Consider the following 10,883-nt stretch of genomic DNA (forward strand, 5'->3'; position numbering starts at 1 on the left):
CCGCCCTTTCATCGCGAAAGGGCTTTTTTTGTTTCAGGAGCAATGATGAAACAAGACGTTATTCTGGTCCTCGACTGCGGGGCAACCAACGTCCGGGCCATCGCCGTCGATCGGCAGGGGAAGATTGTTGCCCGCGCATCAACCCCCAACGCCAGCGATGCCGCTGCGGAAAACGGCGCGTGGCACCAGTGGTCTCTGGAAGCGATCCTGCAGCGCTTCGCCAGCTGCTGTCAGACGCTCGCGGCGGAGCTCGCCGCCTGCCGCATTCGCGGTATTACGGTCACCACCTTTGGCGTGGACGGCGCGCTGGTCGATGAGCGCGGCGCCCTGCTCTACCCGACGATCAGCTGGAAATGCCCGCGCACCGCAGCGGTGATGCACGACATCGGTCGAATAATGCCGGCGCAGCGGCTGCAGGAAATCTCCGGCGTCGGGGCCTTCAGCTTCAATACCTTATATAAGCTGGTGTGGCTGAAAGAGAACCACCCGCAGCTGCTGGAAAAGGCGCATGCCTGGCTGTTTATCTCATCGCTTATCAACCACCGCTTAACCGGCGAATTCACCACCGATATCACTATGGCGGGTACCGGCCAGATGCTGGATATTCACCGGCGGGAGTTTAGCCCCGAGATCCTGCAGGCCGCGGGGATCCCGCGCCGGCTGTTCCCTACACTGGTGGAAGCGGGAGAGAAGATCGGCACCCTCCAGCCCGATGCCGCCGCGCTGCTGCAGCTCCCCGCGGGGGTACCGGTATTCTCCGCCGGGCACGATACGCAGTTTGCGCTGTTTGGCGCCGGAGCGCAGCAGAATGAACCGGTACTCTCGTCCGGCACCTGGGAAATTCTGATGGTGCGCAGCGCCGAGGTTAACACCCCGCTGCTGAGTCAGTACCCCGGCTCAACCTGCGAGCTGGACAGCCAGCCCGGACTGACCAACCCCGGGATGCAGTGGCTGGCGTCCGGCGTGCTGGAGTGGGTGCGCCAGCTGCTATGGACGCCGGAGACGCCGTGGCAAACGCTGATTGAGGAAGCGCGCCTCATTCCCGCCGGCGCCGAAGGCGTGAAGATGCAGTGCGATCTGCTGGCCTGTCAAGACGCAGGCTGGCAGGGCGTAACGCTGAATACCACCCGCGCGCACTTTTATCGCGCCGCGCTGGAGGGCTTAACCGCCCAGCTGCAGAGCCACCTGCGCACCCTGGAGAAAATCGGCGGCTTTAAGGCCAGCGAACTTCTGCTGGTGGGCGGCGGCAGCCGCAACGCGCTGTGGAATCAAATAAAAGCCAACGCGCTCGATATGCCGGTTAAGGTTCTGGACGACGCTGAAACGACCGTTGCCGGCGCGGCGATGTACGGCTGGTTTGGCGCGGGCGAGTTTGCCAGCCCGGAGCAGGCCAGAGCCGAGGTGCGCTACCAGTACCGCTACTTTTATCCACAAACCGAACCTGAACTGATAGATGAGGTATGACATGCTAAAAACGATCTCGCCACTCATCTCCCCCGAGCTGCTTAAGATCCTGGCCGAGATGGGCCACGGGGATGAAATTATTTTTTCCGACGCCCACTTCCCGGCCCACAGTATGGGGCCGCAGGTCATTCGCGCCGACGGCCTGCAGGTCAGCGACCTCCTGCAGGCGATCGCGCCGCTGTTTGAACTCGACGGCTACGCGCCGCCGCTGGTGATGATGGCGGCGGTGGCGGGCGACGCGCTCGATCCCGGCGTTGAGCAACGCTATCGCGATGCGCTCTCCCGGGAGTCGCCCTGTCCGGAAATCACCCGCATCGATCGCTTTGCGTTCTACGAGCGGGCGCAAAAAGCCTTTGCGATCGTTATCACAGGGGAGCGCGCGAAGTACGGGAATATTCTTTTAAAAAAAGGAGTAACGCCGTAATCTCATGCCGGAGCGCCCGCCTGATGCGGGCGTTTATTGACTGACAGGGTGAGAGAAAATGAAAGCGGCACGCCAGCAGGCGATCATAGACCTGCTGATCAACCATAGCAGCCTGACGACTGAAGCCCTATCGCTGCAGCTCGCGGTCAGTAAAGAGACGATTCGTCGCGACCTCAGCGAACTGCAGTCGCAGGGCAAAGTGCTGCGTAACCACGGACGCGTCAAGATCATCCACCGGCAGAGCCAGGACAGCGGCGATCCGTTTCATATCCGCCTCAAAAGCCACTATGCCCACAAAGCCGATATCGCCCGCGAGGCCCTTGCCTGGATAGAAGAAGGGATGGTTATCGCCCTCGATGCCAGCTCCACCTGCTGGTATCTGGCCCGTCAGCTCCCCGACGTCAACCTGCACGTGTTTACCAACAGCCAGCCCATCTGCCAGGAGCTCAGCAAGCGCGAGCACATCCAGCTCACCTGCTCCGGCGGCACCCTGCAGCGTAAATACGGCTGCTACGTGAGCGCTTCGCTTATCCCGCAGCTCAGGTCCCTGGAGATCGATCTGTTCGTTTTTTCCTGCGAAGGCATCGATAGCAACGGCGCGCTTTGGGATTCAAATACGGTTAACGCCGAGTTCAAATCCCTGTTGCTCAAACGCGCGGCGCAGTCTTTACTGCTGATCGATAAGAGTAAGTTTAATCGCTCGGGCGAGGCCAGCATTGGCCATCTCGATGACGTGACGCACATCATTTCTGATGAGCCCATCGCGACGAAATAGCCGGCAGGAGAAGGGAGAAGAGAGCCCGGATAACGGCGCCGCTATCCGGGATACGACGCCAAATTAGCGTTCGTCGCGACGACCGCCAACCGCAGCCCACAGGCGGCGAATATGAACGGTCACTTCTTCGCGATCGTGATACAGCTGGCGCGCCTGAATCTGCGCGTTAATGCCGTGCTCATCCAGCTGCTCCTGGATGTAGGCCAGATTGCGCGACAGCTCTTCATAGCGCTTTTTCATCGGCAGCTTCAGGTTGAAGATAGTCTCGCGGCACCAGCCGTTGACCAGCCACTGCGCCATCAGCGCCGCAACCTTAGCCGGCTTTTCCACCATGTCGCACACCATCCACGAGATGTTGTTACGGGTCGGACGGTAGCGGAAGCCGTCTTCGCGCAGCCAGGTCACCTGCCCGGTATCCATCAGGCTCTGCGCCATCGGGCCGTTATCGACCGACGAAACCCACATGTTGCGTTTCACCAGCTGATAGGTCCAGCCGCCGGGACAGGCGCCAAGATCCACCGCATACATGCCGTTGCCCAGGCGCTCGTCCCACTCATCGGCCGGGATAAAGACGTGGAACGCCTCCTCCAGCTTAAGCGTAGAGCGGCTCGGCGCATCGGCAGGGAATTTAAGCCGCGGGATCCCCATATAGAACGGAGAGTTGTTGTTGGAGTAGGAGTAGCCGGTATAGCAGCAGCCCGGGGCGATAAAGAACACGTGCACCACCGGACGCTTCGACGTTTCGTAGCTGGTCAGCACGCCCGCTTCACGCAGGGCAGCGCGCAGCGGAACCGTAAACTTACGGCAGAACTTCATCAGCTCTTTGCTTTCATTGGTATCGGCAACTTCCACCCGCAGGTCGCCGCCCTTCTCCACCACGCCCTGCAGCATGCCGACAATCGGCGTGATGCGATCTTCCGGCGGCAGGTCGCGAAGCAGCTCGCCCACCACAAACATCTGGCGGGCAAAAACCAGCGAGCTGAACGGCAGCTCGCGCGCCAGCTTGTCGCCATCTTCCATCTGATAGCATTCAAAAACCACGTACCCGGCGTTATCTTTAACGCGGGCAAAACCAAACACCTCAAGGCGGGATGCCTTATCGGTAATTTCTGCTGCGCACTCCTTCTCAAACCCGGGGCGACAATAGAGGACAACCTTATTCATGAACAACGCCCTTACGTTTCAGACGAATTGCACCAATTAACATTAAGACCCAGCCGGCGAGGAAGCTGACGCCTCCCACCGGCGTAACGAACGCCCACAGGCGTAAATGCGACAGCGCCAGGCAGTAAAGGCTGCCGCTGAATAAAACGGTACCCAGCGCCATAAAGACGCTGCTCCAGTAAAACCAGATGCTGATGCGGCGCTGCATCGCCACCGCCAGGCCAAAAATGGCCAGCGTATGGAAGGCCTGGTACTCAAGGCCGGTATGGATCCAGCCCATTTCCGCAACGCCCAGCGACCGGCTTAACACGTGCGCGCCGAAGGCGCCCAGAGCAACAAAGATAAAACCGCTTATCGCGGCGAATATCAGCATAAAACGGCTGGTCATGTTATTACCCTACAATCATTTATTGTTCGTAACGAAAGCGAAATTTTTCTTGTTCACTCGCCGCTTTCGCCAGTATCCACTGCCGGAAGGCGGCTATTTTACCCAGTTCAGCCTGACTGTCATGACAAACCAGATAAAAGGCATTTTTACTGACCAGAACATCATTAAACGGACAGACCAGGCGGCCGGCCTCAATTTCGGACTGGGACATCACGTTATTGGCGAGCGCGACCCCCTGCCCGTGAATTGCCGCCTGCAGCACCATTGCGCTGTGGCTGAAAATCGGCCCCTGCTGGACGTTAATATGGCTTAGACCCAGCTGGCGGGTATAAGTTTGCCAGTCGCGACGGGAAGCATCGTGTAATAGCGTATGTTGCGCCAGATCCGCAGGCGTTTTCAACGCTTTGTCGCCGGTCAGCAGCACCGGGGAGCAAACCGGCAGCAAATACTCAGCGTACAATTTTTCGACGCGCAGCCCCGGCCAGTTGCCGCGACCGTAGAAAATCGCCACGTCAACGTCATCCGCCAGCTTATCCTCCTGACGGTCCACGGCCTGGATTCTGACGTCGATTCCCGGATAAGCTGAGTTAAAGCTTGAAAGGCGCGGGACCAGCCACTGAATCGCAAAACTGGGCAACAGGCTGACCGTTAACGCCCCTTTTGCGCTACGCGCCTGCAGTTTACGCGTCGCTTCCGTCAGCTGCGAAAAAATATCTTTAATATCCTGAAAATAGCTCTGACCTTCTTCCGTTAGCAGCAGCGATCGATTGCGCCGCCGAAACAGCTTCAGCCCAAGAAAGTCCTCTAGTGACTTGATTTGGTGACTTACTGCGGCCTGGGTCACAAAAAGCTCATCGGCTGCGCGAGTGAAGCTTAAATGACGTGCGGCTGCATCAAAAACACGTAATGCATTCAGAGGTGGTAATCGCTTTGACATGGTTATTCTGGCTTAGATGTTAAGGCAATTTAACAAACAGGAAACAACAGTTAACCTATTAGTTTTTTTTATCTGAGACATTATAATTTGTCCGTTGAGGTTCTACCAGCAAATACCTATAGTGGCCGCACTTCCTGAGCCGGAACGAAGAGCTTTTTTTGGAATGCGTGTTCCAACAAGCTTTTGGCTTACGGTTGTGATGTTGTGTTGTTGTGTTTGCAATTGGTCTGTCTTTGCGGACCACGGTGGCTAAGCTACCCCCTTTTCACTTCCTGTACATTTACCCTGTCTGTCCATAGTGATTTAATGTAGCACCGCAATGCGCGGTGCTTTTTTTTGCCCTGAATTTCCCCTCTCTTCCTTATCCCGTGCTTGTCAGCCTTGCCCTGACGGATAAATTGCGCGACGATCGTCGTATTGCAACGAGGAGTTCCATGAACGCATTCAATCCCGCTCAGTTTCGCGCGCAGTTTCCTGCTCTGGCCGATGCCGGCGTTTACCTTGATAGCGCGGCGACGGCGCTAAAGCCGCTGGCCGCCATCGATGCCAGCGATCGGTTCTATCGCCTCAGCGCCGGCAACGTGCACCGCAGCCAGTTTGCCGCCGCCCGGCGTCTGACCGAACGTTATGAAGACGCCCGCGAGCGCGTCGCGGCGCTGCTTAACGCGCCGTCGGGCAAAGATATCGTCTGGACCCGCGGCACCACCGAGGCCATTAACATGGTGGCGCAAAGCTACGTTCGCCCGCGCCTGCGGCCCGGCGACGAAATCATCGTCAGCGAAGCGGAGCATCACGCCAATCTGGTTCCCTGGCTGATGGTGGCGGAGCAGACCGGCGCCCGGGTGGTGAAGCTGCCCATCGGCGCCGATCGCCTGCCTGACGTCGCGAGCCTGCCCTCCCTTATTACGCCGCGTAGCCGGGTGCTGGCCATTGGCCAGATGTCGAACGTAACCGGCGGCTGCCCGGACCTGGCGCTGGCGATCCGCCTCGCGCATGAAGCCGGAATGGTGGTGATGGTCGATGGCGCGCAGGGCGCGGTGCATTTCCCGGCCGACGTTCAGGCGCTGGATATCGACTTTTACGCCTTCTCAGGCCATAAGCTGTACGGCCCGACGGGGATTGGCGCGCTGTACGGTAAAAGCGAGCTGCTGAACGCCATGTCGCCGTGGCTCGGCGGCGGTAAAATGATTACCGAAGTCACGTTCGAGGGTTTTAAAACCCAGCCCGTGCCCTATCGACTGGAAGCCGGCACGCCAAACGTCGCCGGGGTCATTGGCCTGAGCGCGACGCTGGAGTGGCTGCAGGAGACGGATATCTCCCAGGCCGAAAGCTGGAGCCGCAGCCTGGCGACGCTGGCTGAAGACGAGCTGACCAAGCGTCCGGGCTTTCGCTCCTTCCGCTGTCAGAGCTCAAGCCTGCTGGCATTTGATTTCGCCGGCGTTCACCACAGCGATATGGTGACGCTGCTGGCGGAGTCCGGCATCGCGCTTCGCGCCGGGCAGCACTGCGCCCAGCCGCTGCTGGCGGCGCTTGGCGTCAGCGGAACCCTGCGCGCCTCGTTTGCGCCTTATAATACCCAGGATGATGTTTACGCGCTGGTGCATGCCGTTGACCGCGCTCTGGAAATTTTGGTGGACTAATGACGATTCCCGATCCGCAGAACCATCCGTTTGGCACCGCCATCACTGAAGCGACGCTGCGGCAAACCTTCGTCCCGCTGAGCCAGTGGGAAGATAAGTACCGCCAGCTGATCCTGTTAGGCAAAAAGCTGCCGCCGCTGGCGGACGAGGCGAAAGCCCGCACGACGGAGATTGCCGGCTGTGAAAACCGCGTCTGGCTGGGGCATACCCTGCGCGACGGTCGGCTGCATTTCTTCGGCGACAGCGAGGGGCGGATCGTTCGCGGCCTGCTGGCCGTGCTGCTGACCGCCGTTGAGGGGAAAAGCGCCGCCGAGCTGCTGGACCACGATCCGCTGGCGCTGTTCGATGAGCTGGGGCTGCGTGCGCAGCTGAGCGCCTCTCGCGGCCAGGGACTCGCCGCGCTGGGCGCAGCGGTGCTCGCCGCGGCCCGCGAGGCTTAACCTGGAATAAGAACGGCGCTTAGCCCTGACGCCCGGCTTTCGCCAGCATCTTCTTCAGCGCATGGGATACGGCGACAAAGCCAAAGGTGGCGGTAACCATCGTTGCCGCCCCAAAGCCCGACGCGCAGTCCATCCGCTTAGGTCCTTCCGCGCTGCTTTTCATGGCGCATACGCTGCCGTCAGCCTGCGGATAAACCAGCGCCTCGGTCGAGAACACGCAGTCGATGCCGAGCTTACCCTTACTATTTTTCACCACCCCGAACTGGCCCTTCAGGCGCTCGCGCAGCTTCGCCGCCAGCGGGTCCTGGATGGTTTTCGCCAGGTCAGCCACCTGAATCTGCATTGGGTCAATTTGCCCGCCCGCGCCGCCGGTGGTCACCAGCGGCACCTTATAGCGGCGGCAGTACGCAATTAACGCCGCCTTCGGCCGCACGCTATCTATAGCATCAATCACGTAGCTGAAGCCCGCGCCCATATATTCGGCCACATTTTCCGGCGTCACAAAGTCATCAATTACCGTAACCTGACATTCAGGGTTGATCAGCCGGATACGCTCCGCCATTACCTCGGCTTTCGCCAGCCCGACGTTGCCGCCCAGCGCATGAATCTGCCGGTTGGTGTTGGTGACGCAGACGTCGTCCATATCGATAAGGGTAATGGCGCCGATCCCGGTTCTTGCCAGCGCCTCCGCAGCCCAGGAGCCGACGCCGCCGATGCCCACGACGCAGACATGCGCGTCGGCAAAGCACTGCAGCGCTTTTTCACCATATAAACGCGCCGTACCGCCGAAACGCTGGCGCCAGGCGTCGCTAATTACAACAGACATATAACCTCAGAATAAAATGGCCGCTTCCCCGACACGCCCATGCCGCCGGGGAAGCGGAAACAAGAGCGTTAGCCGCTAAAGACGTTGCCAGCACCCGGCGCGTTTTTCAGCACCCAGACGCGACCATAGTGGTTATACCAGCCCGCACGATGCCCGGCATCCGCGCCGATACCTTGATAGATATCGAAGTGCTGGCCTTTAATCGCACCGCCGACGTCCAGGGCAACCATCAGACGCAGCTCATACTGACCGTTAAACTTGCCTTTATTATCCAGCAGCGGTACTTCCGCCAGCAGGGTGGTACCCGGCGGGATAATGCTGCGGTCAGAGGCGACCGACGCGCGGCCAATCAACGGCACCGCGCTGGCGCCTTTCACCGGGGCGAAGGATTGCGGTTTAAAGAAGACAAAAGAAGGGTTCTCTTCGAGCAGCGCACGAACTTCAGCTTCGCTATGGGTTTCCCCCCATTCGCGGATCGCCTGCATCGACATATCTTCTTTCTTCACTTCGCCGCGATCGATAAGCACCTTGCCGATGCTGCGATACGACCAGCCGTTCTTCCCGGCATAGCTAAAGAAGTTCAGCGGCGAGCCGTCGCCAAAATCGATATAGCCGCTGCCCTGGACATCCATAATGAAGTTGTCCATCAGCGAATTGCTGTAGGCCAGAATATAGCTGTCGCTCAGCCCACCGGCGTAGATGCTGGCGCGAGACGGAAGCTTGCCGCGCTTCGGCGGCATGCGATAAATGGGGTACTGGAACTCACCCTGACGGGTGTGGCGCGCCTGCACCACCGGGGTGTAGTAGCCGGTAAACTGAACGTTGCCGTAGCTATCGGCGCCCTGCATCTGCCAGGCGTCAATCCCGTACTGGCTCAGCGTGCGGGTATCGCCACCGGCGCTTAGCCACTGCTGCAGGGAGTTATAGACGTTGCTCTGGCTATTATAGAGGCGCGGAGAGGCGCTGCGGATCTGCCTGACCTGTTCGGAGAAGTCGCCAGCGTTAATCGGCGTGCCGACCGCATCAGGCTGGTTAACCAGTGAAAACGGCTGGGTAAGCTTTCCTTCATTATACTGCTGACCGCGATCGGTCGGTTTCGAGGAACAGCCGGCGAGCATCGCCAGCATTGCTCCGGTTGCAACATACTTTGCCCAACATCCTTTCATGGTATCTCTTCTTTTGCTGCTTAGTACCGGTTGGTGATGAGGGAAGATAACAAACCGCCAGGGCTATTGAAATGCGATAAAGCAGCACAAATACAAAATCGGCTAAAAAACGAGCTAAAAACGGTTCTTTCTACATCATTCATTACAAAATTATCGATTTAGCTGAAAAAGGGTTGCATCAAAACGTTAGCAGAGTATAGTGCGCATCCACGGACGCGGGGTGGAGCAGCCTGGTAGCTCGTCGGGCTCATAACCCGAAGGTCGTCGGTTCAAATCCGGCCCCCGCAACCAATTAAAATCAGAGAAGTAAGCTTTACTCGATGGAAGAGTAAAGACGGACGCGGGGTGGAGCAGCCTGGTAGCTCGTCGGGCTCATAACCCGAAGGTCGTCGGTTCAAATCCGGCCCCCGCAACCAATTAAAATCTGATGCAAAGTTTACTCGATGAAGAGTAAAGACGGACGCGGGGTGGAGCAGCCTGGTAGCTCGTCGGGCTCATAACCCGAAGGTCGTCGGTTCAAATCCGGCCCCCGCAACCAACACAATAAACACCCTTCCGGGTGTTTTTTTGTTTCTGCGCTTCCTTGCGCACGCGCCTAATGCTGCGGCAGGACGATATTGCTGGCAGCCAGCTGGCCCATGTCGCGATACATGGCGCAGGCGGCCTCAACAATCGGCATCGCCAGCGCCGCGCCGCTGCCTTCACCTAAACGCATCCCCATATTCAGATACGGCTCCATCTCCAGATGCGCCAGCGCAATCCGCGCGCCCTTCTCCGCCGAATAGTGCGACGGGATCAGGTACGGCTTAATTTCCGGCGCTAACCGGCACGCCGCCAGCGCCGCGGAGTATGAGAGAAAGCCGTCCAGCAGCACCGGCAATCCGCAGGACGCCGCCCCGAGCATCACGCCGGCCATTCCCACCAGATCGAAACCGCCAATTTTTGCCAGCACGTCGATTCCGTCGTGCGGATCAGGCCGGTTGACGGCAATCGCCCGCCGCACAACCGCCACCTTATTGCCCACCTTTGCCAGCGGCAGGTTGGCCCCAATCCCCACCACCTCTTCGGCATCGCTGCCGCTCAGCACGCTAACGATCGCCGCCGCGGGGGTCGTGTTAGCCATTCCCAGCTCTCCGACGCCAAACAGCGTCACGCCGCTTTCCGCCAGCTTGCGGGTATAGCGAATCACCTCCAGCAGCAGCTCTGCGGCCTGGGTACGGCTCATCGCCGGGCCGCTGGCGATATTACCGCAGCCGCGCGCAACCCGCATATTCACCACGCCGGGAACCGGTTCGGCGTCAATGCCCACGTCAATCACGTGAACTTTCGCGCCCGCCTGCGCCGCCAGCACGCAGACGCCGGTAGTCCCGCGCGTCATATTTTCCGCCTGAATGGCGGTGACCGCCTTCGGCGAGATGGCGACGCCTTCGTCCCAGACGCCGTGATCGGCGCACATGACCAGTATCGCTTTCTTGTCGACGTGCGGTACGCCGTTAAGCCCCGGCATCCCCGCCAGCTGTACCGCCAGCGCTTCCAGGCGGCCAAGACTGCCGGGCGGCTTCAGCAGGCCATCAATATGCCGCCGGGCACCCGCCATCGCCGCCTCATCCACAGGGGGAATGGCGCGCAGTATTGAAGATAAATTCTGCATAAGAGTTC

Annotated in this window: 11 protein-coding genes and 3 tRNA genes; 8 read left to right on the forward strand and 6 right to left on the reverse strand. The window is 59.3% G+C overall.

Annotated features, from left to right (window positions below):
• Nucleotides 1-45 precede the first annotated feature (45 nt).
• The 3 genes from fucK to fucR are packed head-to-tail and all read left to right on the forward strand — an operon-like array spanning nucleotide 46 to nucleotide 2,663.
• Entirely contained in the window at nucleotides 46-1,464 is a 1,419-nt protein-coding gene (fucK, locus tag NWP14_RS21180; RefSeq protein ID WP_375215931.1) for an L-fuculokinase, read from the forward strand.
• Nucleotide 1,465: 1 nt separating this feature from the next.
• Nucleotides 1,466-1,888 carry an L-fucose mutarotase gene (fucU, locus tag NWP14_RS21185; RefSeq protein WP_095098716.1) on the forward strand — a complete coding sequence of 141 codons (423 nt, stop codon included), beginning with the start codon at nucleotides 1,466-1,468 and terminating at the stop codon, nucleotides 1,886-1,888.
• A 58-nt stretch (nucleotides 1,889-1,946) separates the two neighbouring features.
• Complete coding sequence (gene fucR / locus NWP14_RS21190) at nucleotides 1,947-2,663, forward strand: L-fucose operon activator (protein ID WP_375215932.1); 717 nt, start codon at nucleotides 1,947-1,949, stop codon at nucleotides 2,661-2,663.
• 63 nt (nucleotides 2,664-2,726) lie between these two features.
• Here the strand turns inward: fucR and rlmM are convergent, their stop codons facing one another.
• Genes rlmM through gcvA form a run of 3 tightly spaced genes read right to left on the reverse strand, consistent with a single transcriptional unit; the run spans nucleotide 2,727 to nucleotide 5,152 of the window.
• Nucleotides 2,727-3,827 (reverse strand): 23S rRNA (cytidine(2498)-2'-O)-methyltransferase RlmM, encoded by a 1,101-nt coding sequence (gene rlmM / locus NWP14_RS21195; protein WP_095098722.1) that lies wholly within the window; start codon nucleotides 3,825-3,827, stop codon nucleotides 2,727-2,729.
• On the reverse strand, nucleotides 3,820-4,215 hold the full coding sequence (locus tag NWP14_RS21200) for a DUF423 domain-containing protein (protein ID WP_041147011.1): 396 nt from the start codon (nucleotides 4,213-4,215) through the stop codon (nucleotides 3,820-3,822). The genes rlmM and NWP14_RS21200 overlap by 8 nt, the downstream gene beginning before the upstream one ends.
• 19 nt (nucleotides 4,216-4,234) lie before the next feature.
• Complete coding sequence (gcvA, locus tag NWP14_RS21205; protein ID WP_041147012.1) at nucleotides 4,235-5,152, reverse strand: glycine cleavage system transcriptional regulator GcvA; 918 nt, start codon at nucleotides 5,150-5,152, stop codon at nucleotides 4,235-4,237.
• A gap of 434 nt (nucleotides 5,153-5,586) precedes the next feature.
• Between gcvA and csdA the strand changes: the two genes are divergently transcribed.
• Together csdA and csdE are read left to right on the forward strand one after the other, a co-directional pair.
• The gene (gene csdA, locus NWP14_RS21210) at nucleotides 5,587-6,792 is read left to right on the forward strand and encodes a cysteine desulfurase CsdA (protein WP_375215933.1); all 1,206 of its coding nucleotides are present in this window, start codon (nucleotides 5,587-5,589) and stop codon (nucleotides 6,790-6,792) included.
• Nucleotides 6,792-7,232: a cysteine desulfurase sulfur acceptor subunit CsdE gene (gene csdE, locus NWP14_RS21215; RefSeq protein WP_375215934.1), complete on the forward strand. Its 441-nt coding sequence runs from the start codon at nucleotides 6,792-6,794 to the stop codon at nucleotides 7,230-7,232. Before csdA ends, csdE begins: the two co-directional genes overlap by 1 nt.
• A 19-nt stretch (nucleotides 7,233-7,251) precedes the next feature.
• Here csdE and tcdA read toward each other — a convergent pair whose 3' ends face one another.
• Both tcdA and mltA read right to left on the reverse strand, forming a co-directional pair.
• On the reverse strand, nucleotides 7,252-8,058 hold the full coding sequence (gene tcdA, locus NWP14_RS21220) for a tRNA cyclic N6-threonylcarbamoyladenosine(37) synthase TcdA (RefSeq protein WP_375215935.1): 807 nt from the start codon (nucleotides 8,056-8,058) through the stop codon (nucleotides 7,252-7,254).
• A 68-nt stretch (nucleotides 8,059-8,126) separates the two neighbouring features.
• Nucleotides 8,127-9,224 (reverse strand): murein transglycosylase A, encoded by a 1,098-nt coding sequence (mltA, locus tag NWP14_RS21225; RefSeq protein WP_095098734.1) that lies wholly within the window; start codon nucleotides 9,222-9,224, stop codon nucleotides 8,127-8,129.
• A 214-nt stretch (nucleotides 9,225-9,438) separates the two neighbouring features.
• Between mltA and NWP14_RS21230 the strand changes: the two genes are divergently transcribed.
• The 3 genes from NWP14_RS21230 to NWP14_RS21240 all read left to right on the forward strand — a co-directional run bounded on the left by NWP14_RS21230 (nucleotide 9,439) and on the right by NWP14_RS21240 (nucleotide 9,762).
• Nucleotides 9,439-9,515 (forward strand) — tRNA-Met (locus tag NWP14_RS21230).
• A 48-nt stretch (nucleotides 9,516-9,563) separates the two neighbouring features.
• Nucleotides 9,564-9,640, forward strand: a tRNA-Met gene (locus tag NWP14_RS21235).
• A 45-nt stretch (nucleotides 9,641-9,685) separates the two neighbouring features.
• Nucleotides 9,686-9,762: transfer RNA gene (locus NWP14_RS21240), tRNA-Met, on the forward strand.
• 57 nt (nucleotides 9,763-9,819) lie between these two features.
• Here the strand turns inward: NWP14_RS21240 and cobT are convergent.
• Nucleotides 9,820-10,875: a nicotinate-nucleotide--dimethylbenzimidazole phosphoribosyltransferase gene (cobT, locus tag NWP14_RS21245; protein WP_095098737.1), complete on the reverse strand. Its 1,056-nt coding sequence runs from the start codon at nucleotides 10,873-10,875 to the stop codon at nucleotides 9,820-9,822.
• Nucleotides 10,876-10,883 lie beyond the last annotated feature (8 nt).

The sequence above is a fragment of the Klebsiella sp. C349492 genome (genome assembly GCF_042055345.1).
Taxonomy (GTDB): domain Bacteria; phylum Pseudomonadota; class Gammaproteobacteria; order Enterobacterales; family Enterobacteriaceae; genus Klebsiella; species Klebsiella scottii.

Excerpts from the sequence above, each read along its gene's own strand:
- fucK (WP_375215931.1), top strand. The coding sequence starts at position 46 with ATGAAACAAGACGTTATTCTGGTCCTCGACTGCGGGGCAACCAACGTC.
- fucU (WP_095098716.1), top strand. The coding sequence starts at position 1,466 with ATGCTAAAAACGATCTCGCCACTCATCTCCCCCGAGCTGCTTAAGATC.
- fucR (WP_375215932.1), top strand. The coding sequence starts at position 1,947 with ATGAAAGCGGCACGCCAGCAGGCGATCATAGACCTGCTGATCAACCAT.
- rlmM (WP_095098722.1), bottom strand. The coding sequence starts at position 3,827 with ATGAATAAGGTTGTCCTCTATTGTCGCCCCGGGTTTGAGAAGGAGTGC.
- NWP14_RS21200 (WP_041147011.1), bottom strand. The coding sequence starts at position 4,215 with ATGACCAGCCGTTTTATGCTGATATTCGCCGCGATAAGCGGTTTTATC.
- gcvA (WP_041147012.1), bottom strand. The coding sequence starts at position 5,152 with ATGTCAAAGCGATTACCACCTCTGAATGCATTACGTGTTTTTGATGCA.
- csdA (WP_375215933.1), top strand. The coding sequence starts at position 5,587 with ATGAACGCATTCAATCCCGCTCAGTTTCGCGCGCAGTTTCCTGCTCTG.
- csdE (WP_375215934.1), top strand. The coding sequence starts at position 6,792 with ATGACGATTCCCGATCCGCAGAACCATCCGTTTGGCACCGCCATCACT.
- tcdA (WP_375215935.1), bottom strand. The coding sequence starts at position 8,058 with ATGTCTGTTGTAATTAGCGACGCCTGGCGCCAGCGTTTCGGCGGTACG.
- mltA (WP_095098734.1), bottom strand. The coding sequence starts at position 9,224 with ATGAAAGGATGTTGGGCAAAGTATGTTGCAACCGGAGCAATGCTGGCG.
- cobT (WP_095098737.1), bottom strand. The coding sequence starts at position 10,875 with ATGCAGAATTTATCTTCAATACTGCGCGCCATTCCCCCTGTGGATGAG.